Raw genomic sequence first — 22536 nt, 5'->3', positions numbered from 1 at the left:
AAAGCTTTAGAAGCTGCTGCGCCGGATATTTTGGCAGCGAATTCGGCTGACTGCAAGGCGGCAAGCGCGGATGGAATTGCGAAACCGCTGTACGATCGCCTAAAGTTGGATGACAGCAAGTTGAAAAGTGCGATCGCAGGCGTGCGCGACGTTGCGAAACTCCCTGAGCCGATCGGTGTCGTGCAAATTCACCGTGAATTGGATACAGGATTAATTCTGAAGCGCGTCACCTGTCCTTTGGGCGTTTTAGGCATTATTTTTGAAGCGCGCCCAGAAGCTTTAATTCAGATAGTATCCTTGGCAATCAAATCGGGAAATGGCGTCATTCTTAAAGGCGGCAAAGAAGCTGTTGGTTCCTGCGAAATCTTGACCAAAGTGATCCATCAAGCATTAGCAGAAACAGCGGTTAATCCAGAAGTCGTGCAGTTGCTAACCACGCGGGAAGAAACAATCGAACTGCTGAAAATGGATGAATATGTAGATTTGATTATTCCCAGAGGTTCTAATTCCTTCGTGCGGTTCGTGCAGGAAAATACCAGAATTCCCGTGTTGGGACACGCCGACGGCATTTGTCATTTGTACGCAGACAAAGCGGCGGATATTCAGAAAGCAGTAGAGATTTCGGTCGATGCAAAAACTCAGTATCCAGCCGCCTGCAATGCCATTGAAACTTTGTTAGTTCATAGTGCGATCGCCCCCAAATTCCTGCCCGCTGTCGCCGCAGCTTTGCAGCATAAAAAAGTCGAATTGCGGGGAGACGAAAAAACTCGCGCCATCCTCGAAAATATTGCCGAAGCAAATGAAGCGGATTGGTCTACAGAATACAGCGATTTAATTTTGTCAATCAAAATAGTAGATTCTGTGGAAGAGGCAATTAACCATATCAATACATATGGTTCCAGACATACAGATGTCATTGTTACCGAAGACAGCGAAGCAGCCGAAACATTTTTAAATGGAGTCGATGCGGCCGGAGTTTATCACAATTGTTCGACTCGATTTGCCGACGGTTTCCGCTACGGTTTCGGTGCAGAAGTGGGGATTAGCACGCAGCAAATGCCGCCTCGCGGGCCTGTTGGTTTAGAGGGCTTGATTACCTATAAGTATCGAGTTGTTGGAGATGGTCATGTTGCCGCGAGTTATGTAGGGAAAGATGCTAAGGAATTTACACATCGAGATTTGTAAATCCTCCATAGCCGATCAAACCCGACAATAAAAAAGCCTGTAGGGGCGGGTTTTACCAACAATATTTGATGTTCACGAACAATTTATATAAACCCGCCCCACACAGCAGATAATCCAGATTAACCTGATGTTCGATCGAATGCCAAAAATGTAGATTTGGATGTGTCGTTGGGTGGGGGCGGGTTTATTATATTTTTGGTTTCTAACATTGATGGTTGGTAAAACCCGCCCCTACGATATCCTGTAGATATTGAATCTTAAGTAAAGTGTCCATTCTCCTTCATCCATCCCAAAAAAAAGCGATCGCCCTTCCTTCCCTCGCATTCAAACAAACTTAGCTACAATGAGCTATACTGTGCTCGGCGACTCCCCAACTCGAACAATTTGCCGTGGTTTATGTCTAACTCCTCCCTCCTCACCCCTGGTTCAACTCTCGAAAAACGCTACCGCATCCTCCGCGAATTGGGCCGAGGTGGCTTCGGGCGCACTTACCTCGCCGAAGATATCAACCGCTACAACGAACATTGCGTGCTCAAAGAGTTTTCTCCGGTGGTTCACAGCCCGAAAGCTGCCGAATTGTTCGATCGCGAAGCGAGTATGCTTTACCACCTCCAACACCCGCAAATCCCCCGTTTTCGAGAGCTCCTGCGAACGGATTTGGGCGGGAATCCATCTTTATTTTTAGTCCAAGATTATATCAAAGGTCAAACCTACGAAGAAATATTGATATCGCGTCAGCAAGAAGGTAAAAATTTTAGCGAAGCCGAAGTTACTCAACTGCTATTTCAGCTTTTACCCGTTTTAGAATACATCCACTCTAAAAATTTAATTCACCGCGATATTTCCCCGGATAATATTATTCAGCATGATGCTGACAAACTACCATTTTTAATTGATTTCGGTTCCGTCAAACAAATTGCAGCTAATGCCGTACTTCAGTTTAACGGACAATCGGATACGGCGATCGGCAAACAGGGTTATTCGCCAGCCGAACAAATGCGGCTGGGTAAAGTTTCTGCCGCTAGCGATTTGTACGCTTTAGCCGTCACGGCTTTAGTCTTGCTAAGTGGGAAAAAGCCTCAAAAATTGTACGATATTAACGGCAAAACTTGGAATTGGCGATCGCACGTCAGTGTCAGCTCAAATTTAGCCACGGTATTGGATCGGATGTTAGCAGAACAACCGGGCGATCGCTACCAATCTGCAAAAGCAGTCCGCGAAGCACTCAAAGATCCAAAACTATCTCACATTGGCAGTATAATTTCCCAAATGGTGACAATGAACTTTGTTGGCCGCCCGTTCAAAAATAGCACTCAAACTGCTACCAGCAATCATACTCCTGTTCACCAAACTCCTCAAATTGTTAATAACAACAGCACATTCAAGTTAATTCCTTGGAAAACCCTAGGGAGTTTAACTGTCGTTTTGGTGCCAGGACTTTTAGCTTTTAGTGTAGTCAAATCGGGTTTCACGTTGCCAAAGTTGCCGGATTTACCTAAATTTTCTTCGCGCCAACCGCCTCCCGATACATCCTTAGAGGAAGCAGAGATAATTCGTCAAGAAAAGATTGGGAAACGACGCAAAAATCTCAACATTGAGCAAGATATATTCTATCAAAAAGTTGATGAATTATATTACAATAAATATCCAGAATTACAAGGGCGCAGCTTGACAGAAAAGCCAGAAGATGCTGAAATTAGGCGGAAATGGTATGAAGTTGCTGAGGATTTATTGGACAAGTTGGAGAAAGGAGGAGAGTTGTGAAATTTAAGATAGAATAAAGAGTGATTGAACCGCAGAGGGCGCAGAGGGCGCAGAGGGAAGAGGAAGAGGGGGCAAGGAAAGAGAGGGAAGAGACAGATAACTTTATCTGGTTTAATACAAGTTGGTATAGGCAACGCACTTTTAGTTTATTGCAAAATGGATTCTATTCAACTTACAGGAATTCGCTGCTACGGATATACGGGCTATCTGCCGGAAGAGCAAGTTTTGGGCCAGTGGTTTGAAGTGGATGTTACTCTCTGGCTGGATTTATCGCAAGCTGGAAAAAGTGATGATATTCAACATACTCTTGATTACCGCAGCGCAATTACTCTGATTCAAAACCTAGTCAAAGACTCGAAGTTTTTATTAATCGAACGCCTAGCAGATACTATTGCTCAAGCGCTTTTACAACTACCGTTAGTCGAGAAAGTTAAACTACAACTCTCGAAACCTGCTGCCCCCATCCCTGATTTCGGTGGCAGAATTACTCTAGAAATTACTAGAAGTCATTAGTCATTAGTTCTTAGTCCTTAGTCCTTAGTCCTTAGTCATCAGTCTTTAATCTGCCTTAGTTTGTCGCTAATGACTGATGACTGATGACTGATGACTATTGATTAATTACCACTTCAGCAAGTTAAATTCTTCCATGTCTACGGTATTGCGGTTGCGATAAATCGCCAAAACAATTGCCAAACCTACGGCAGCCTCAGCAGCGGCTACGGTAACTACAAACACCGTAAATACTTGACCTTTAATTTGTACGGGGTCGAGATAATTGGAGAAACCCATCAAATTGAGATTGACAGCATTCAGCATCAACTCGATCGACATCAACACGCGCACTGCATTTCTGCTGGTAATCAAACCGTAAATACCAATACAGAAAAGTGCGGCGCCTAATAACAGGAAATACTGGAGTTGCAGTTGCATAAATTTTTTGAGTCTTTCTCAATCAACATTACTACAAGACAGAGAGATAGGTGCTGTGAACACCCTACTGTAGCGTGTCTAAATCATTCATACAGTAGGGTTAGTGCTCCGTACCTACCTCCGATCTGGGCAACCACGGGGCAATAGCCCCTACCTTAATTGTACGAATCATTTAGACTCACTACTTTTACTTAGATTCTGGCGAAGACACATCTCCGGCAGAAACTAATTCGCGAGGTCTTTCCGGCAAACTCAAAGCGGGTGTTTCCGATAGCTTCTTTGACAGTTCATCCGGGAAAAAATCGCGGCGTGCTAGGACAATTGCTCCTACCATTGCCATCAACAAAAACACTGATGCTAACTCGAAAGGCAGCAAAAAGTCGGTGAAGAAATGTTTGGCGATTGTAACGATCGAACTTTCGGCTGGTGCTCCTGTCGTCGCCACAATAGCCCAAGGAGTAGACACCACCATCGTACCCAATAGTGCAAACAAGCCTACGCAAACTACTGCTGTTGCTACTTGACGCACCCAAGCGTTGGGAATTATGCGGAAATCTTCGCGCTTGTTCACCAACATAATCGCAAACAAAATCAAGACGTTAACAGCGCCAACATAAATCAACACCTGCGCTGCTGCTACAAAGTCGGCATTCAGCAACAGGTACAAGCCGGCAATGCTGGTAAATACGCCGCACAGCAAAAAGGCTGAGTAAACGATGTTGGAGAACAGCACTACTCCTAGTGCTCCTGCAATCATCATTACGGACAGTATGCCAAACGAAACAATTTGAACCCCTTCAGCTAGATTCACAATTTTTTATCCTTTGTTAGTTGCTAATTGGTAATTGGGCATTGGGTATTGGGCATTGGGCATTTGTTATTGGTTATTGGTTATTGGTTATTGGTTATTGGTTATTGGTTATTGGTTATTGGTTATTGGTTGTTGGTTATTGGTTGTTGGTTGTTGGTTATTTGAAAAACTACTAACAAGTAACCACTAACCACTAACCACTAACTACTAACTACTAACTATGCCCCATGCCCCATGCCCCATGCCCCATGCCCCATGCCCCATGCCCCATGCCCCATGCCCCATGCCCCATGCCCCATTACCTACTTTTCGATAATTTCCTCTGGACGCAGACCGGCGCGGCGATCGGTGTAGGAAACTTCATGGGGGTCGATCGCACCTTTCGGCAAATAAGCGAATTCGCGCAGCGGTGTCACCATCGGATCGTCTGTAACCTTGTAGGGCAAACGTCCGAGGGCCACGTTGTCAAAATTCAATTCATGACGTTCGTAGGTGGCTAACTCATACTCTTCTGTCATCGACAAACAATTAGTCGGACAATATTCTACGCAGTTGCCACAGAAGATACAAACACCGAAATCGATACTGTAGTGCTTGAGTTGTTTCTTCTTAGTTTCTTTGTTAAATTCCCAATCCACCACAGGCAAATTGATCGGACACACCCGAACACAGACTTCGCAGGAGATGCACTTGTCAAATTCAAAGTGAATTCTGCCCCGAAAACGTTCGGAAGGAATTAATTTTTCGTAAGGATACTGCACCGTAATCGGTCGGCGTCTCATGTGGTCAAAGGTAACAGATAGCCCTTGACCGATATACTTAGCAGCTTGAAGAGTCTCTTTGGCGTATTCGCCTACTTGATTGAGGAATTTTAGCATGGTGTTCTCTCTCTGTACTTGAGTTTTTGGTAATTGCTAATTGATAATAGGTAATTGCTTAACAGCTATTTTTTTTAGCTGTTGCCATTTACCTATTACGAATTAACCGCCAAAAGCAAAAGGAAAGGCAAGCTTCAAAGCTGCGGTCAATAGCAAATTAACTAAAGCAACGGGCAGCAAAAACTTCCATCCCAAATCTAGCAATTGGTCGATCCGAACTCGCGGCAGAGTCCAGCGGAGCAGAACTGCCAGAAACAGGAAAAAGTAAGCTTTCAGCATCGTCATTGTAATGCCCAGCAAGCCTGTAATTACCTGCAACCAAGGAGTCGTCTCGCTCAATCCCAGGGCATTTGTCAGCACTCCGACAGGAATCGGGCATTCCCAGCCGCCGAGGTACAAAACTGCTACTAGCAGGCAAGAAAGGACGAGGTTAACGTAGGAAGCGATATAGTACAAAGCAAATTTCATGCCTGTGTACTCAGTCTGATATCCTGCTACCAATTCTTCTTCTGCTTCCGGGAGGTCAAAGGGCAACCGTTCGCATTCTGCTAGTGCTGCGATCCAGAAAATCAGGAAACCTGCTGGTTGCCGCCAGATATTCCAGCCGACAATGCCGTAGCCGGCTTGCTGCTGTACGATGTCGATCGTACTGAGGCTGTTGGACATCATTACAACTGCCAATACTGCCAAAGCTAGGGGAATTTCGTAGCTGAGGGATTGAGCGGCGGCTCTGAGTCCTCCGAGGAGGGCGTATTTGTTGTTAGAAGCATAGCCGGACATCAGCAAGCCGATCGGCTGAATGCTAGACAGAGCAATCCACAGAAATATTGCTGTCCCCATATCGGCGATCAGCATATGCTCTCCGAATGGCACGATTAAGTAAGACAGAAAAACTGGAATCACCACAATTACCGGGCCTAGGGTAAATAGCAGCGCGTCAGCTTTTGCGGGTACGATGTCTTCTTTGAATACCAACTTCAGACCATCAGCAACGGGTGCTAGCACTCCCAGAGGGCCGATGAATTCCGGGCCTACCCGCTGTTGAGCGGCGGCGGAAATTTTCCGTTCTAGCCAGACGCTAGTCAGTACCCCGAAGACGGCAGCGACAATCATCAGCAACATTGGCAGCGGTAGCCAAAGCACTTGGGCGATGTCCGCCGGTAAGCCCAAATTCATCAGGGCTTCTACAAAACTTCCTTGTAAGTCAATTCCTGGGTTCATTTTTCCAGCTTTTGAGCGCTCAGCATATAATTTTTCACCCGTCCTTTGTAGGAGTAGGCTTAGAAATCGGGGTCTTTGTAAAGATTTTTAATGCTTTACCGCCTAATAGTATATCGCCCGACAGGCTCCAAGAACGCACACACAGGGTGAAGTTCTAATTATATGAGCCGGCAGCGTAGCTAATGGATGGTAATTTATGGTTGGCTGTTCACGGTTGACGGTTGACTGTTGATTGGTCGATCGATTTTGAGTCAGCAATCAATCTAGACTTACGCACTCTCCTGTCTCAAACATCGCTCTCCCCTAGCCCCATTAATAAGAGGGGCGGACAAGAGAACTCAAAGTCAACCCCTACTCCCCTTTTTAAGGGGTATTTAGGGGGATCTAGACTCAGCTATAAGCGAGATATAGCCAAAACAAAAGGGCCCAGAGTTAACTCTGAGCCCTTTTAATGCTTTAAAGTAACTTTCAAATGGCTTAAACCATTGATTTTACGTCACTTTTTTTATGGAACTGGGCAGAATCGAACTGCCGTCCAAAGCGGGTATTTACCTTCCGATCGTTCACAGGTTTATCCCCTCTAATCCTCGGGGCGGGAACCATCTTTATCCTAAATGGGAGGATTTTCTAGTGATTGCTTTCCTAGCTAGCCGACTAGAAACGTTTAGCTAGGGCATCCGTTGGGGGTTGTTATGCTACCTTTAACGGAGTTAGGTGGCATACACTCTAAACCAAGCTCAAGAAGTTTTTAGGCTACAGCTACGGCTTTGCGAGCGAAAGGAACGATGTTGTTCGCATTTACTATTTTTTTTGAGCCGATATTAACGAGAGTAGACTCCCTCTCGACCTGCATCACGGAGCAGCTTTCGCCACCCTGTCGAAACCATTACAGCCCCTCGTGTGTTCTTTAATCATAGACAATATTTCGTGTTGCGTCAAGCGATTTTAGATTTTAGATTTTAGATTTTAGATTTTAGATTTGGGATTTGGGCACAAAGCTGAGTCAAGAATATTTACATCTTCCACCATTTTCTTGAACAGGCAAGATGCCTGTTCCACAAGAGTTCCAGTTTTTTTGGGGGTGAGCCGCAGAACCCGCCATTGAAAGGTTTATTGACAGTGGTCAAGTCGATTTTAGATTTGGGATTTTAGATTTTCGATTGGGGATTAAAGAAACCGGGTTTTTTGCGGTTAATGCGGGCTGTAACGAAGTATCTTGCAAAAAAACCCGGTTTCTGACCACCCGTGCGTAATTGCTAATTATGCAAGTTCTCCTCCCAGACGCCGATGTAAATCCGATCGCGCTCATTGCGTTCGATCGTCCCTTCCAGCGAACCCTTCCTAAACGTAAACCGATTACTCCGGCGCTGCTGCACGTCGCCCAAGCCTTGCAAAATCTCCCTGCTGGCGCCGCCCACCATCCCGTTTAAGGCGGTTCGCACTACCAAAGCGTCCACAGACTGGGCAAAAGAACCCTCTGTTTGTACTAGCTGGCCCGAATCGCGATCGTAAATGTAGCCGAGAGTAATCCGATTTGGCAATATTTCGTAAAGTGCGGTGCGAGTATTTGGCCAATAGCCCCGCGCTTGAGAGTCAGTCGGTTCTCCCAATTGGGATAAAATCTGACTTTCCGGCGTACCAACGGCAAATCCAGGGATTGTGGGAGTCTTCTGATAACTGGTTCCCGGTTGTTCGGGGCTGGGTGCGGGCGATCGATCTGGCGGCAACTCTTTGTCAACAAGTTTTTCTGTTGGTGTAGGTTCGACAGCTTCGGGAGAAGGCGCTGGTGTTGGTGCTGGGGCGGGTGTTGGAGTTTCAGCAGCAGGCGCTGGAGTTTCAGCAGCAGGCGGCGGAGTTTCAGCAGCAGGTGGCGGAGTTTCTCTGGGAGTCGGTGCTGGCGTTGGTGTGGGCGCGGGGATTGGTGTGGGGCTTGAGCGCGCGTCTGGATCTGCTGGGGCCGAAGTGCGATCGTCCTGGGCCACCGGTGCGGGTTCCGAAGACGGCCGGTTGAGGAAAACCCTAGCAATACCGACAAAACCTGCCACAATAAGTGCGATCGCCACGAGCCCCAAAATCCACCAAACCTTGCGGTTGCCTTCCCCAGAAGACACCACCGCAGGCGCTGTTCTGGAACCCGCAGGCGACTGAGGCCCGTGTCCCGGAATCACCGCCACTGTCGGCCCGGTGCTCGGCGACGCTGCACCCCCCTGCCCGTGCAGCAGCGACAGCCACTCATCGACGCTAGCAGGGCGATTTTGAGCTTCTACCGTCATCCCCCGCATCACCGCCGAACTGACAGCCGCACTTAGTTGAGGCTGCAAGTCGCGGGGAGAAGGCATCGGTTGGCTGGTACGCAAAATTGCAGCCACCGGCACCTGTGCTGTTAGTAAAGTGTAAAGCGTCGCCGCCATACCGTAAACATCTGTGGCGGGGGTATATTTTCCTTGGGCAAAATACTGTTCTGGGGGCGCGTAGCCGTCGGACACCATATTAGTGTGACTTTGGGTTGCACCGGGAGTAAACTCGCGGGCAATGCCAAAATCAATCAGCACGACTTCCTGAGTACCTTGGCGCAAAAGAATGTTTTGCGGCTTGACATCTCGGTGCAGCAAACCCTTTTGATGAACTGCTTTCAAAGCAGCCCCAATTTGAGTGATGTAGAGAATTGCGAGATTTTCTGGCAGCGGATTATTTGAACCGACTACATCTGCCAAATTCTGACCGGCGATGTAGTCCATCACCATGTAAGGCTGCCCGTCTTCCACAAAGAAATCGCTGACGCGGACAATATTGGGATGGACGCAGGAAGCCAACCGCCTCGCTTCGTCTTGAAACTTGCGATCGAACTCAGCAAAATTGGGTTGCTGCCGCAGAGATTCGTTGAGCGTTTTTATGACTACAGGCTGTCCTAAATAGCGGTGATTTGCCCTGAAAGTTATTCCAAAGCCGCCGCGGCCCAATTCTTGTTCGAGGGTGTACTTTCCACCCTGTAAAGTTTTGCCGATTAGCGCATCCATAGGTTCAGGCGATCGCGTACCAGATAATATGGCTGATTATGGCACGTATGGTCGGCTAAGTTACCAGTCTAAAGGGCGATCGCAATCCTCGATAGGCTCTAAGTAGCAGGTTGGCTTCTAGCTGACGTTGATACTTGTCTCCCGCCTCAGACCAGGTGTGAGTGTATCCGATGCTCTTCTGGGATCGCTGAAATATCTGGATGTTTTCTGAAAGCAGCATTCAAATTCATCCTTTTTTCAATTTCCCATTAATTCCTTTACTACTTTTTGTAACAGGGATAATTGACTGTTTTCACCGAGTTTTAAAACATTTTGAGTTAGCGTACTAAAATGTAAAGCTGTGATGGGATGCTCGATCAGTTCAGAGCTGGCAATTGACTCTCCTGAATATCTATTCCCAATCAAATGATAGACTCTAAAGCCTTTCTTAATCAATTTTCCGATACTTTGTGCTGGAGGAACATAATACTGAATAAATGTTTCGTTCTTCAAATCCAAGCATATCATATTTTGGATTTTGTTAATAGGTTGAATCTCGCTGTTGTAATAGGATATCAAAGGTAATAATCTACTACTATTTTCACCTTGAATTGTTCGGTTGATTGTTAGCTCTCCGCTTTCGACATCTTCAATAATACCCATCCGTCCAATTAAGGTTGGCGTATAAAAATCATTTGTATAACAACTAATATACAGAGCCTCTGATTCATCTACAAAATATTTTTGATCGTTAATTAATTTTTCTGAACTATTTTTTCTCCTTCTTAAAAAGCGAAATTTAGATTCTATTTGTTTCAAATCGCGCATTAAATTTTTTATGTATATGCAACCATCTTGATACAGAAATTCTACCGCAACCGCTTTAGCTTCCTTGTTTTTAGGGCTGCGTACATAAATACTAAAAAATTGTTTTTCCGGAAATGATTGATTAGTAATACGCAAGCCCAAGTTCGGATTTGTAAGACTCTGGGATATCCAGTTCTTAATTCCCAACTCAATCAAAACTTTCTGAAATTTTGGGGAAATATTTATCTTGTATTTAGCGCAGAAACTTTCCCATTGTTTGCTATCTTCTTGCCCTATTAGATAAGCAAAAATAGAACCCTCTACATCCAAAAAATCACCCTCGGTAAAAGCTTTCGTCTCCTTGTGGAGACTAGCTCGATCGATTTTACGCTCTGTATAATTAAGAAGCGCCCAATCAGATTGCTCATCTCCCACAGCAGTAAATTCTGGTATATCTATCCCCTGTGTGCTAAAAAAGTTTCCTGTCTCCAAATAGTTAAATCTTTTCTTTAACTGTGAATAAAAATCTACTTGCGATTCACTATCTATTGTTGGTGATGGACACCAGAGAGCGTCTTTTCTCTGGTAAGCCATTGAACCCGATTCTTCCTCCAAAAGTTTATTGAAAACCAAATAGTTTTTTTCCGGTTCGAGTTGAATATCTGACCATTTAATAGATTCCGTAATTCTCCAGCAAATCTCGTCCTCACCATCAGATTCTACTTCTTCATAGGTACTAACTGTTTTTCCATCATTGTAAAATGCGAGAGTAGATACGCCTTGATGTTTCAGAAAATGTTGCAGAACTTGTTGGTCAGATTCAGCTAAATCGACCCCTGTATTGTTAATAATTTCTAACGTTCCTACAGATCCTATGTCTTTGATGAAATGGTTTTCTAAGTAGTGGTCAGCCTGAAAATGAAGAGACTGGAAAGCAATATTGCACTCACTTAAAAAACCCTCAAATTTTGTCATGAGGTTTTGGTAATGATAAAGCTGAGTCTTTTTGAACTTGTCATATTTTTTGGGATCGCTATCAAATTGCATAAAATAAATATAATTTTTGCTGCGAGCATCTAGATCGCGGTCAAAGTAGTAATTCTTATTTTTGTATACCAACAACTCTCCTAAATTATCACCATCTACAGTCTTGTAATCTTTGCGATCTTTTTGTAATAAGAACTTTCGGTTTTTTCGAGACAATGTTACTGTTAGTACATTATGGGGATTGTATTTGATTAACAAATTCTGTCCCCATACAAAAAGAGCGTCTTTCGATTTGCTGAGCGTCGTGGAATGAAGTAACAATAATTCTTCAAAACCATTTATTGTTTCAACAAATAAGCCTTGAGACAGAATATAAAACTTGAAAATGAGGTTAAAAATTCTTTCTCGATCGCTAGAATTGTCTGTAAATAATTTTTGCCATCCCGAATGATTTTTATTAGGGGATAAAAAGAACACATATTTTCGGCCACCAGTATAGGATAGGAAGTATTGAATGTCTGAATTTTCCCGTTTTTCCCCATGTTCAGCCAGCCTTTTTTTGATTTCATTTTTAATGTCTTTATGCCGTTTTTTATAAAACCTAGCCCGTGACTCCTCATTCTCAGAATCTTTATCTTCAGCAATCGGATCTTTAAGAATAAAATGTTCTATCCCTTGTCCGCTTTTAAATAGATACTGAAACAGTTTTTCGGCAACTTGTTGTGGAGTTTCTAAGATTTTTAGTTGGTTGGTTCGCGATATATCTGATAATGCTGCTATTTTATTTTTCATTTTATTTCTCCTTGGGGAAGAAAAACTCTTTGAGGATATTGGATTGTACTGGACAATTGCGCTCGTCAAAGAAAATCAAATTTCCCGAAAATAGCATGGGTGAGTATTGTTGATTTTTTTCTTGGGCGGCGTGCAAGTTAAGAAGTAACCCTCTCGCGGTGCTAAATTCTGGATAGTCTGAAACAATTTCCTTCAGCTTGTTTTCGGTTTTATCCAGGGTCTTTTTGGACAGGCGATTTCCCGAAGCCAGGCTCCAAGCTTTAACATCAATACAAAATAGCGTATTCTCCTTGACATAGTACAAATCAAACCGCTCGTATAGCTTACGATACTTTTTGAAATCTTGCAATGGCTCAAAACGATAGCTGGATTTTATGTCTTTCCAGTCTTTACCTTGGAAAATTACATCTTGAATCCAGCGTTTCACAAAATTTTCAGCCAGTGAAGGAGACAACACATCGTAAAAGAAATGCGGACGCGGAATATAACTATTAAAAACTTCAGGTTGTGGCATCAACTTGTTGTACAGTTTGTAGATTAAATCAGTCGAAGGATCTAGCGAGCCAATTTCATTACTTTCTAAGTCATAGCCTCGCTCGGTGATTTTTAGATATTCAGGATATAACCGCTTCTGGTAAGGATAGATTTTTTCCCCATTGATGCTATCACTGATAATCTGGATTTTTTTACCGCTTTCTTCGTCGGAAGCTAAATATGGCGTAAATTCAACTTGTTCTGGGTGGTGATAGAATAATGATTTAATAAAATCATCAGTAAATAGCCCTGAATCTCGCAACTTTTCCAGATACTTGGCTGGGTCTTTGAAAACAATTGGGTCGCGCAACGCATCCCACGTTTGTGCAATATCAAAAGTATGTTTATTAAGATGAAAGCGCTCGATTTCCTCCAACATTTGTCTTCTAAACGCTTGGAAAGCCAGAGTGGCATCAATCTCATCAATAACATGATCGTCATAATCCTTAATTGCTCGTTTTTTTTCTTCTTCTCGAACGCTTAAGTAGACTTTGTGGTTGTTAACGGAAAATTTCTGAATTTCCTCTTTTTCTTCTCGTTCCAGGTATCTGTAAAAATTCACTAAATTTTTTCTGGTTTCTTCATTAACAAATATTTTTACCACTTGGTTGGGAAAATCGCGTCTCTCAGATCGGCCGAGCGCTTGCAAAACTTGTTTCCCTAATAAAATCTGGTGTTGCTGCTGTCGAAATTCTCCAGCTTCGGGTTGACTGAGGTATTGGTTGAAATCTTTGATTTCAAGATTAGACTCTCCCAAATTTACAATACTTTTCATTAAGGCAAAATGGTAAAGCGTAATAGATAATCCCGAATCTTTTGATTTGTTAAGCGATGGGCCCATTACTGTATAGTAACTGTCCATTAACAAAACTAAAGAGTCGAAATCTTTTTCATCGCCGTTAGGGTTTTTGATGATAGGATTCAATCCTTTGGAAGCTGATTGATAAGCCGATATAAAGAAGATTTTCTCCCCTTCTTTTTCAACCAGCTCATCCAAATACGTGTGAGGAACTTTTTTGTCGCAGTAAAGACTGTTGAATGAGGCCTCATACAAAATTATTTTAATCTTAATATTACTCTGATATTTCTGATGCCTCACTTCCATATAATATATGTTTGGATGCTCAGGTGACACCTCAAATATAAAGTTAGCCTGATTGCGTTGCTCGCAATGTTGAATTAACTTTTTAATCCAGCGTAGAGTTTGAGTAAAAGCAATTGTTTCTTGAATTGAGTCATCCTCAAACAGGTAAAACAAGAAACGAATAAACTTTTGAAGTTCTTGGATTTTGTAAATTCCCAGCCAATTCCCATCCTGTTTGAGATCGTCGATAAAACTTTTTAAAATAGTTTCTTCAAATCGTTCCACAACTTTTTGAGTTTCGTTATTTGGGAAAGACAATAAATCCTCACCGAAAAACTTTACTGCAATCTGTCGCTTCGCCTCACGACTCTCTCTGATGTTTTCGCAAAGCGATACTTCTTCCTCGCTCATTTCCTTAAAGGAACTTTCACCGGATTCACTAGCATTACGCAATTTATCTTTGAAATACTGCATATCATAGCTCGTGCTTAAATCTCCTAAAATTCCTCCTGTTGCTGAAATCATAAAAATCACATTACTATTATTGCATAACATGGAATTTATCTTGAATTCAGGCGAAGTCAATATAGCCGTACTACCAATAGAAACTTCTCTAAGAGCGCGATCGATAAGATTATTTTTAGGATTTTGATAACGAGAAATTTCTTTGATATTTATGATAGACTTATAACTTTCATAGACATAAGTAGTATTTAAGTATTTTAGCAGTTGATTTTGCGAGGGGCTTTCTTCACTTGCCTTTTGGACTTTAGCTATTTGTTTCGACCAAATTTCTAAAGAACGGGATTGAGAATCTTCAGCATCTAAGACGTTAGCTAGAAAATCTTTGATGGTTTTGATTTGCGATCGAACAGCTAGAATGGCATAAATTAACTCTGCTACAGAAGTATTATCTGCCACTTTTTCCTCTGTGATTTGGACGTGCCCGCCAGAAGGTTTGGTTAAAAACAATTCTTGCAGGGGTTCGAGGTTGTAGATGTATAGGTTGTTGTATGCAAAAATGTTCATTAAATCATCACAGATTTTATTGTAAAGCTTTTGAGGAATCAATAAACTTCTATTATTCTCGAATTTTGAAACAACTCTGGATAACCTTTCAAAATTAAATATAATGTGATTTGGTTCATCATGATTATCGAAAATTTCCAAAATTTCTTTCAGTGATTCGTCAAGCCCATTTTTAATTCCTACTATCTGTTGTAAAAAATTGATAGAGTTTCCCTCCTCAACAGTCAGTCTTTGATATGTGCGGGCGAATTTTTGCAATTTTTCTTCTAGAGCTTTGTCTTTTTCCAAGTGTTCTTGAAATTCGTAAAAAGCTCCCTTATTCTTATCTACAAAATTTAAAAAATCTCTGTTTTCATTGTTTTGAGTTGAAAACAGCATCGAAAATTCTCTATTGATAGATGACAGCGCATTATTGATTGCCAGTTTTTCAGGAGAGATGATATCAATCTTCTTCTGTAGCATAATTTGATAGCCATCTTCCTGCTCGTCCAAGGCAAGGATAAACTTTCTGGAGTTATCTGTATGCTGAATAACATATCGATCGAGATGACTGCTTTTCTTGACCCATTTTGTACCGTTGTGGATAAAGTACGGAATAAGCGTTTCAAATTTATCATACGTGAGCATCAAAATTCCCGATTTGTTTTGCAGAAGGTGGAGGGGAAAAAATATTTCAATTAACTTTAAACATTCAGCAGGACAATTACTTTTATCTAATTCACATTGGATAAAAAATTCTAAAAAGCTTTCAATTAAATAATTCAGTTCCCATATTGCTTTATCAGTCTCAGATTTATTAAAATCCTCATCTCCCAAACCTGTGTTTTTTACATATTCAAGGCGTTTAATCACATCTTTTACTTTCTCAAGGTTTCGTCTATTTGCCTGAAGCTTTTCATCAGTACATACTTTTCGATCGATCTTCCCAATCTTTTTGTTGTTGAGAATTAAAGATATCAATTCCTTGTATAATTTGATATACTCATCCGTCGTTTTCATTGCTAACGAATTTATTTTATACACGGGAATATCTGGGTATTGGCTCTCAACTGAAGTGGGAACACATAAGTGTTCTCTCAAGGGGGCAACATATATACCGATTATTTGATTTTTTGGATATTCTTGTATGGTTTTATAAATCGCTTGAAACAATTGGTGAGTTTTTCCTGAACCCGTACCATAATTGATAAGTTTTAGTTGGGGACGGTTTTCGAGAAAGCTATCTTCAATAGTTGTAAGGTAGGAATTAATAATTTTGCAACGAACTGATTCTAACTGCTGATTAAGATCGTCTGTTTGCTTTTGCATTATGTGTTATCACCTTATCTAGAGTAAATACATATCGTGGGATAGTCTTTTCTTTGACTGATACCCATAGTAGCGCCTGAACTCTTGTGCTTTGTCTCGTAAATTGCTATACACCAGTTTTTTAGCATCTTTCTGTGCCTGTTTGGTGTATACCAGATTCCCATTCACCACTCCAAAGAGCGATCGCACTCCTCGATCGACGTTGCCATTCCTTCCCGAATTGATTCCCGCATTCCCGGCACTGAGAGAAGATACAGTGTTTCCTCAACAGATGCGGAGTCAGATTCAGATAATAACACTGCATTGCTAGTTTGTCCTGCGATCGCGATCGGTTGATGCGACTGACTCCTGGGAGCGATCGACTGCGACAACTGCTTTTGGGCTTCATTGATTGGAATCATAATCTTCCACTCGTCTAAATAGGCTTTTCTAGATGAAATTGGGTGGTTGTAGACACTCCCTTAATTATGAGCGATCGTTCCCTTTCAGACTTCTATGATATCTATCTAATTCCTTGATTCTATAACCAGTTATCTACAGGTTCAATCCTCAAGGTTGGCAACTGTCGGTGCTAAGGCTAGTGAAAGCCGAGCTTGCCAATCCTTTGCCTCACCTTCAACCCCAGGATACTCTAGCTTAAAGTTGTCCCAATCTAGATATACTGAACACTGTGATTCTGCCCAAGGAAATCCAGATTTCCAAGAAAAGTTGGGTTTCCATGCAGCCTGATTCTTCCAATCTTCACTTGAATGAAGCACTTGATAAAGAATGTCAAAGGACAATGAAGTTTGCTCCGCTAAGAGTGTTGCATCATACAAATCTTTGCCTTGTGGATACATATCGGTTTCTAACCACAGCAATTTCCATGCCAATGACAGTTCTTTAGAAGCTGCCCACACTAACCTATTTTCACCAATTGACGAAGGGATATAGACCTCAATTGGATCGCACAATAGTTCTTCATTAAAAACCACATCCATATGCAAATCTCCTGAAGGAAAACCCTCTGCTTTCCAAGGAAAAATAATCCGCCTACCTGATGCACGTTCATAAGTCCAAATCTCTGTTATGGAGATTTTGTCAACGTCAATAATCGCATTACCTACATGAGGATTATCTGAAACTATCTGAATTAATCCATTGAACAATTCTCTAGATAAAGGGGAATTGACGCTAATATCGTGAGGTCTAAAAACCCAGTCTATATCACCGGGTTCTCTCGCCACATCTCCTAACCATGCTTTCAGTAATAAACTACCTCGTAAGACAAGGTGATCTTTCCAGATTGAACAACTAATAATTTGCAGCAGATAATCCATCACTTGCCGACGCATATTCAGCCATTGAGTTCTAATCTCTGGATCTTGAAATATTGGCTCTCCCAGACGAAATGCTCCCCGAAGATGCTTTTGGGGAATTAGTGCCGGCTCGAAAACTGTTGGGCGTTCAATTTCCTGACCTTGTTCTGAAACAATGATGTATGTCTTCGGATCGTATTTCATTAATCCTCCTTTATATTATGCTTGATAGTTATTCATGTGAAATTGGTGAATTTTTCCCTATTATACATCCTATCAGCGAATTTTATATTGTGCTTAATAATTATTAAGCCTGTGAAATTGGTGATTATTTACCTATTATTCGGGCTATCCTCTGATTTTATATTGTGCTTGATAATTATCCGTGTAAAATTGGTGATTCTTTCCCTTGAATCCAACCTGCGTCAAGGTCAAGATTACTATCATAGACAACAAATTCTGCTTCGACATCGATTGCTAAATATCTCAAAGTAGCGATCGCTTTTAAGAGAGTTTGAAGTTGTTGTTGAGCTTCAACACGACCCACGGAGATACAACGCTGAGTGACAAATCGCTCGTGATATTGGTCACTCCGAGTCTGGAAGAGATTACGAGAGAGATGAGCAGAATGTCTTTCGGCAATGTCAATCAGAGGCAGAATATCAGCAGAAGGTTCAAGCAACAGTTTGATATGATGCTCAAAATAGCGATCGCATGGATGGTTTAGTGCTTCGGCATTAGACTGCGGAACACTCTGATTCCACTGTGGCACCTCAATTTTGATGCGTGTCACCGTGAAGCCTTCAGCATTTAGAGATTGGCTTGAATCAAATGCCGTCTTTAACTCGTTTGTCAGGCTACCTTGCCCATGCCGCGTCAACATTAGTTGAGATACAGTAACCCCACGGTCTAGAACTATATGGAGAAGTTTTAGACCATGATTAATGCCCCATTGTTCAAGCGCCTCTACTCTGTCCAAGTCCTTGAGGCCAACGGTAATGTGAGTTTCAAATTTTCCAGTGAATTCCATGAATTCTTCCTAATAGGTCGGCTCACCGGAGTCGCAGTATAATGCACTATCGAAACGCTGTTCTCGGAACCCTTGCGAGTTGGTAAGCGCCCCGACTGTCCAACAATTGATATTGATTTGGCTGCAATCCTAATTCCTCAAATTTGTCGGGATATCCCAGTACCAAAACAGAGGGAGAAATTGGGTTTTTAGATTCCTTAATGTAGTCGATCGCCCCTCTGACACGTCCGTAGTAAGTCACCGGCCCTTGGGTATAAAAAACCAGACTGGGTTTCCAGAAACCAACCATAATAAACTCTTCCCCTGGCAGTTTTTGTTGAACTGCCACCTGTGCTAAGTGTCTCAGAGGTAACTGGCGGTTGATATCGACCAAATTGTAGGCGGGAGTAAGACCAAAGATGATAAATGCTACTAACCCGATGAAGTTAGCAACCAAAATCCAGCGCTGTTGCCGCTGCCAAAGTAAAAGTGCGATCGCCACCGCCGCAGTTATCCAAATCGTACCGCCTACAATCAGCAATCCCGACTGCTGAATTGCTTGGGGAAAATTGGGCATAGCCGGGTCGTCTCCGAGCCAGTTGTAGCAGTAGAAAGTTGCTCCGGCTATAATTAATAAAAATACGACATTGAAAATGTATGTAACTAACAGCCCTCGCGGTAAAGAATTAGGTTTTTTTTCTAACTTTGTCCGCCTGTTTTCTGGTTCGTTGCCTGCAATAATATCGCTCCACAGCAGCGTTACCAAAATCGCAGCGGCGGGGATTAAAGGCAATACATAACTAGGCAATTTGGTCACGGCGATCGTAAAAAAGCCAAAGATGCAGCCGAACCAAAATAGGGCAAATAAACTCAACTGAGCCGATCGCGGTTGACGACGCCAGTAACTGCGCTGCCAAAAACGGGTGCGGGCGATCGCCACCGGCAAATAAATCGACCAAGGTGCAAAACCCACTAGCACTACAAAAAAGTAAAAATACCAAGGCGCCGAGTGCTTGTTGACTACTCCAGTAAAACGCTGGAAATTGTGATAGCCAAAAAAGCTGTCAATATAAGTTTGACCGTTGGCTAAAATAACCAAAATGTACCAAGGCAAGGCGATCGCCAGAATAATCAAGATTCCCGACACCGGACGCATTTCGCGCCAAAGTTGCCGAAAATTTCCCAAATAAAGCCCGAAGCAGCCAACAATCAGCGCTGGCAAGACAATTCCCACAGGCCCCTTAGCCAGAATTGCTAAGGCAATTAGTACGTAAAAAGTCAGATACCACTTATTGGGAAATCGGGAAGCGGAAACAGTGGAAAATTCTGCTTTTTCTCTCTGTTCTTCTAGAGTGTAACCGAGAAAAAATGCGAATAGTGCGGAACACATACAACTAACTAATAGCATATCGGAAACGCCAGTCCGTCCCCAGGCAATAGTTTGGGGATTTAAAGCTATTAGGGCAGCACCAATCCAAGGAGTAGAAAGAAAAATAGGAATACTAGGAGAGGGGGAGAGTGGGGGAGTGGGAGAGTGGGAGAGTGAGGGAGGAAAGACAGTTACATTCATCCGTGTATCCGTCTCCAAATCCGTGTCGTACCCTTCTTCCTTCTTCCTTCTTCCTTCTTCCTTCGATTTCGATAGGGTATAAAATCCCATGCAAGTCAGACCGATCGCGCACAAGGCCGAGGGAAGACGCACGGCCCATTCGTTAACGCCCAGAGTGCGGTAAGCCACCGCCATCAGCCAGTAAATCAACGGCGGCTTGTCAAACCTGGTTTCGCCGTTGAAATAAGGAGTGATCCAATCTCCTGTCACCGTCATTTGACGGGCGGCTTCGGCAAACAACGGTTCGGTTTCGTCAACTAAACCGATGTTGCCGAGATTCCACAAGAAACCTACCCAGGCGATCGCGCACAGCCATAAAATCGATAGCAGCAAAGGTGCGATCCTCTTCGTTGGCGTAGCCCCCGTAGGGGCGGGCTTTCCTTCGGATCGCTTCGCTAACGCTAACGGGCGCTTCCTAAACTCTGACAAACTTTTAATAACTTCCTTCACGCAAACTTCCTGCGATTTTAGATTTAAAATTTTCGCTCGCATAGAGAGTCTACCGAAAGATTCGCATTCTCGAAACTCCCAATTCGATCGAATCCGGTTAAACTCAGATGTTACACCATTCTCAACAAGGCTTTTATGAACAGGCAAGATGCCTGTTCCACAAGAAAATTTATATTTTGTGGAACAGGCATCTTGCCTGTTCTTGAGAATGGTGCAAGATATCAGTTCAACTGAGATGTTGCACCATTCTCAACAAGCATTTCATGGGCGGGCTCTCCTGCCCAACCCCTACTCCCCCCAAGAAAATTCACTCTTTGTGGAACAGGCATCTTGCCTGTTCTTGAGAATGGTGTGGCTATGTGAGTTTAACCTCCCATAGCCGCACCATTCTCAACAAGACCGGATCGACCGGCTTTCTCGACCAAAATCTCGGCACCTGCAGCTAAGTGTTCACGGCTGCAAAATTAATTGCCACTCTCTGGCTGTGCCGTTCCAAGCGGGCGAGGGTGTCTCCCCGGCGACGTAAGGCCCCCAGTAGTGGCGAGAACCATCCTGAGCAAAAACCACTAAAATGTCTCCCCGTTTGACTTGTAACTTGCCCTCCGGCAGCGATAGCATCAGTCCCTTGTCGCCACCTTCCCCCGGCGCAAAATCCCAGTGCGCGGGTTTGCCGTAGGATTCCTTGGCTTGCCGTTTCGACAGCAGGGCCACTCGCACTGGGTGTTCGCTGCGGTTGCTGACGCGCAGACTGCCGGCGGCTTTAGCATCTACAGGGATTGAGGAAAGCAATTCCTCCTCTGACTGTGGGGGGGTTGGTGTTGAGTCGGGTTTGGGCTCGCTGGCGGTGTCTGCAGAAGCTGTCGCGACTGGGGAAACGGGGGGTGTGGGGGGATATGCGGTGGCTTGTGAGGGCCAATCGCTGGACTGATTGGAACCGTTGGAGATAGTGATTTCAAAACGTCCTAGAAACATTCCTGTAATTAGGACGATCGACACTCCAATTACAATCTGGTAAATTTTAAGATTCATAAATTTTAGGCTTAAAGGATAGACTGCACCGGCAATGAGTCTTAACTATTTTTAATGTAAAACCAGGGGCTGCTGTGCCACAAGATACAGTTACACTTAAATTTATTGACCGTTCTCGGCGATAAGTCGCCGATCGCTCAATACCATCTTAGATGTTAAATTTTAGATTTTAGATAGCGACATACTGACTCCGGTAAGGATTTGCAGTGGGTGGGGAGGGGCCGTTGTTGACTTATCGGTATAGCTTTTAAAACCAGTTGAAAAAAAGAGTGCCACTCTAGGCCCGTACTCCCAACCCCAATATTCATCAGTAATTCCGCCTCTCAAATCTCAAATCTCAAATTGTATAACTTTTATGCAGAATACCCGAATTAACAGATTGATTGATGTTCTGGGCGATCGCTTCAGAGGCTGGCTGAGCAATCCTTGGCGGCGGATTTCGCTTCTGATAATTAGCCTGCTGTTCGGCACTTTTTTGGGAACAGCTATTTCGACGATCGCCGGACAATCTGCGGATTGGGATATTATCGCGGCCGGGCTGTTGGTGTTGTTGACGGAGTTCGCGAGCTGGCTGGTTTACGGCAGCCCGCGGCCTGTAGCCCGTTCTTTTTGGGTGGATATGCTCAATGCTCTGAAAATTGGCGTGACTTACAATTTATTTGTGGAGGCTTTCAAACTAGGCTCGTGAACGAACCTGACGGTCAACTGAGTACAGTTAGACCGCAGGCTTCTTTTTCCTTTTTTTCTCATGCTTTTTTGAGTGACGGAGTTCCCCCGCCACTTTTGTAACTCAGACCAATTTTTCTTATGAGTTT

General features: G+C 43.3%; 18 protein-coding genes and 1 other RNA gene. 5 read left to right on the top strand and 14 right to left on the bottom strand.

What is annotated here, in order from left to right:
• The 3 genes from QT990_RS32085 to folB form a co-directional block, all read left to right on the top strand.
• Window positions 1–1185: glutamate-5-semialdehyde dehydrogenase (locus QT990_RS32085; RefSeq protein ID WP_333310618.1), on the top strand; the 1185-nt coding region annotated here is incomplete at its 5' end.
• A 396-nt stretch (window positions 1186–1581) separates the two neighbouring features.
• A complete protein-coding gene (locus tag QT990_RS32080; RefSeq protein ID WP_333143680.1) occupies window positions 1582–2949 on the top strand; it encodes a serine/threonine-protein kinase in 1368 nt (455 codons plus the stop codon).
• 156 nt (window positions 2950–3105) lie between these two features.
• The gene (gene folB / locus QT990_RS32075) at window positions 3106–3462 is read left to right on the top strand and encodes a dihydroneopterin aldolase (RefSeq protein ID WP_333107691.1); all 357 of its coding nucleotides are present in this window, start codon (window positions 3106–3108) and stop codon (window positions 3460–3462) included.
• 105 nt (window positions 3463–3567) lie between these two features.
• Here the strand turns inward: folB and nuoK are convergent, their stop codons facing one another.
• From nuoK to QT990_RS32010, 13 genes are all read right to left on the bottom strand, one after another.
• Window positions 3568–3873, bottom strand: a complete 306-nt coding sequence (nuoK, locus tag QT990_RS32070) for an NADH-quinone oxidoreductase subunit NuoK (RefSeq protein WP_333107704.1) — start codon at window positions 3871–3873, stop codon at window positions 3568–3570.
• 193 nt (window positions 3874–4066) lie between these two features.
• Window positions 4067–4690, bottom strand: a complete 624-nt coding sequence (locus QT990_RS32065) for an NADH-quinone oxidoreductase subunit J (RefSeq protein WP_333143679.1) — start codon at window positions 4688–4690, stop codon at window positions 4067–4069.
• A 302-nt stretch (window positions 4691–4992) separates the two neighbouring features.
• Complete coding sequence (ndhI, locus tag QT990_RS32060; protein WP_333123438.1) at window positions 4993–5568, bottom strand: NAD(P)H-quinone oxidoreductase subunit I; 576 nt, start codon at window positions 5566–5568, stop codon at window positions 4993–4995.
• Between the two features lie 102 nt (window positions 5569–5670).
• Window positions 5671–6789 (bottom strand): NADH-quinone oxidoreductase subunit NuoH, encoded by a 1119-nt coding sequence (gene nuoH, locus QT990_RS32055; RefSeq protein ID WP_333143678.1) that lies wholly within the window; start codon window positions 6787–6789, stop codon window positions 5671–5673.
• A gap of 505 nt (window positions 6790–7294) precedes the next feature.
• Window positions 7295–7685, bottom strand: a transfer-messenger RNA (tmRNA) gene (gene ssrA, locus QT990_RS32050).
• Window positions 7686–8045: 360 nt separating this feature from the next.
• Window positions 8046–9806, bottom strand: coding sequence for a serine/threonine-protein kinase (locus QT990_RS32045; RefSeq protein ID WP_333466215.1), 1761 nt, complete (start codon window positions 9804–9806; stop codon window positions 8046–8048).
• Window positions 9807–9861: 55 nt separating this feature from the next.
• Window positions 9862–10026 (bottom strand): hypothetical protein, encoded by a 165-nt coding sequence (locus tag QT990_RS32040; RefSeq protein ID WP_333143676.1) that lies wholly within the window; start codon window positions 10024–10026, stop codon window positions 9862–9864.
• 17 nt (window positions 10027–10043) lie between these two features.
• The gene (locus tag QT990_RS32035; protein WP_333143675.1) at window positions 10044–12371 is read right to left on the bottom strand and encodes a hypothetical protein; all 2328 of its coding nucleotides are present in this window, start codon (window positions 12369–12371) and stop codon (window positions 10044–10046) included.
• A gap of 1 nt (window position 12372) precedes the next feature.
• Entirely contained in the window at window positions 12373–16326 is a 3954-nt protein-coding gene (locus tag QT990_RS32030; protein WP_333466214.1) for a DEAD/DEAH box helicase family protein, read from the bottom strand.
• Between the two features lie 164 nt (window positions 16327–16490).
• Complete coding sequence (locus QT990_RS32025; protein WP_333143673.1) at window positions 16491–16727, bottom strand: type II toxin-antitoxin system Phd/YefM family antitoxin; 237 nt, start codon at window positions 16725–16727, stop codon at window positions 16491–16493.
• Window positions 16728–16868: 141 nt separating this feature from the next.
• The gene (locus tag QT990_RS32020; protein ID WP_333143672.1) at window positions 16869–17828 is read right to left on the bottom strand and encodes a nucleotidyl transferase AbiEii/AbiGii toxin family protein; all 960 of its coding nucleotides are present in this window, start codon (window positions 17826–17828) and stop codon (window positions 16869–16871) included.
• A gap of 175 nt (window positions 17829–18003) precedes the next feature.
• Window positions 18004–18654 carry a hypothetical protein gene (locus QT990_RS32015; RefSeq protein WP_333143671.1) on the bottom strand — a complete coding sequence of 217 codons (651 nt, stop codon included), beginning with the start codon at window positions 18652–18654 and terminating at the stop codon, window positions 18004–18006.
• Between the two features lie 46 nt (window positions 18655–18700).
• Window positions 18701–20734, bottom strand: a complete 2034-nt coding sequence (locus tag QT990_RS32010; RefSeq protein ID WP_445305466.1) for an ArnT family glycosyltransferase — start codon at window positions 20732–20734, stop codon at window positions 18701–18703.
• 106 nt (window positions 20735–20840) lie between these two features.
• On the opposite strand from QT990_RS32010, the gene QT990_RS32005 reads away from it, so the two are divergent.
• Entirely contained in the window at window positions 20841–21071 is a 231-nt protein-coding gene (locus QT990_RS32005) for a hypothetical protein (RefSeq protein WP_333104650.1), read from the top strand.
• A gap of 71 nt (window positions 21072–21142) precedes the next feature.
• On the opposite strand, the gene QT990_RS32000 is transcribed toward QT990_RS32005, so the two are convergent.
• Entirely contained in the window at window positions 21143–21721 is a 579-nt protein-coding gene (locus QT990_RS32000; protein ID WP_333466212.1) for a hypothetical protein, read from the bottom strand.
• Window positions 21722–22076: 355 nt separating this feature from the next.
• Between QT990_RS32000 and QT990_RS31995 the strand changes: the two genes are divergently transcribed.
• Window positions 22077–22409: a DUF565 domain-containing protein gene (locus QT990_RS31995; protein ID WP_333466211.1), complete on the top strand. Its 333-nt coding sequence runs from the start codon at window positions 22077–22079 to the stop codon at window positions 22407–22409.
• Window positions 22410–22536: the final 127 nt, after the last annotated feature.

Source organism: Microcoleus sp. T3_B1, assembly GCF_036700445.1.
Lineage (GTDB): Bacteria > Cyanobacteriota > Cyanobacteriia > Cyanobacteriales > Microcoleaceae > Microcoleus.
Note: the sequence above shows the minus strand (reverse complement) of the source record. Positions and strands in the feature narration are given on the sequence as shown.

Excerpts from the sequence above, each read along its gene's own strand:
- QT990_RS32035 (WP_333143675.1), bottom strand. The coding sequence starts at position 12,371 with ATGAAAAATAAAATAGCAGCATTATCAGATATATCGCGAACCAACCAA.
- QT990_RS32000 (WP_333466212.1), bottom strand. The coding sequence starts at position 21,721 with ATGAATCTTAAAATTTACCAGATTGTAATTGGAGTGTCGATCGTCCTA.
- ndhI (WP_333123438.1), bottom strand. The coding sequence starts at position 5,568 with ATGCTAAAATTCCTCAATCAAGTAGGCGAATACGCCAAAGAGACTCTT.
- QT990_RS32045 (WP_333466215.1), bottom strand. The coding sequence starts at position 9,806 with ATGGATGCGCTAATCGGCAAAACTTTACAGGGTGGAAAGTACACCCTC.
- QT990_RS32030 (WP_333466214.1), bottom strand. The coding sequence starts at position 16,326 with ATGCAAAAGCAAACAGACGATCTTAATCAGCAGTTAGAATCAGTTCGT.
- QT990_RS32040 (WP_333143676.1), bottom strand. The coding sequence starts at position 10,026 with ATGCTGCTTTCAGAAAACATCCAGATATTTCAGCGATCCCAGAAGAGC.
- folB (WP_333107691.1), top strand. The coding sequence starts at position 3,106 with ATGGATTCTATTCAACTTACAGGAATTCGCTGCTACGGATATACGGGC.
- QT990_RS32025 (WP_333143673.1), bottom strand. The coding sequence starts at position 16,727 with ATGATTCCAATCAATGAAGCCCAAAAGCAGTTGTCGCAGTCGATCGCT.
- QT990_RS31995 (WP_333466211.1), top strand. The coding sequence starts at position 22,077 with ATGCAGAATACCCGAATTAACAGATTGATTGATGTTCTGGGCGATCGC.
- nuoH (WP_333143678.1), bottom strand. The coding sequence starts at position 6,789 with ATGAACCCAGGAATTGACTTACAAGGAAGTTTTGTAGAAGCCCTGATG.
- QT990_RS32015 (WP_333143671.1), bottom strand. The coding sequence starts at position 18,654 with ATGGAATTCACTGGAAAATTTGAAACTCACATTACCGTTGGCCTCAAG.
- QT990_RS32080 (WP_333143680.1), top strand. The coding sequence starts at position 1,582 with ATGTCTAACTCCTCCCTCCTCACCCCTGGTTCAACTCTCGAAAAACGC.
- QT990_RS32005 (WP_333104650.1), top strand. The coding sequence starts at position 20,841 with ATGCCTGTTCCACAAGAAAATTTATATTTTGTGGAACAGGCATCTTGC.
- QT990_RS32020 (WP_333143672.1), bottom strand. The coding sequence starts at position 17,828 with ATGAAATACGATCCGAAGACATACATCATTGTTTCAGAACAAGGTCAG.
- QT990_RS32010 (WP_445305466.1), bottom strand. The coding sequence starts at position 20,734 with ATGCGAGCGAAAATTTTAAATCTAAAATCGCAGGAAGTTTGCGTGAAG.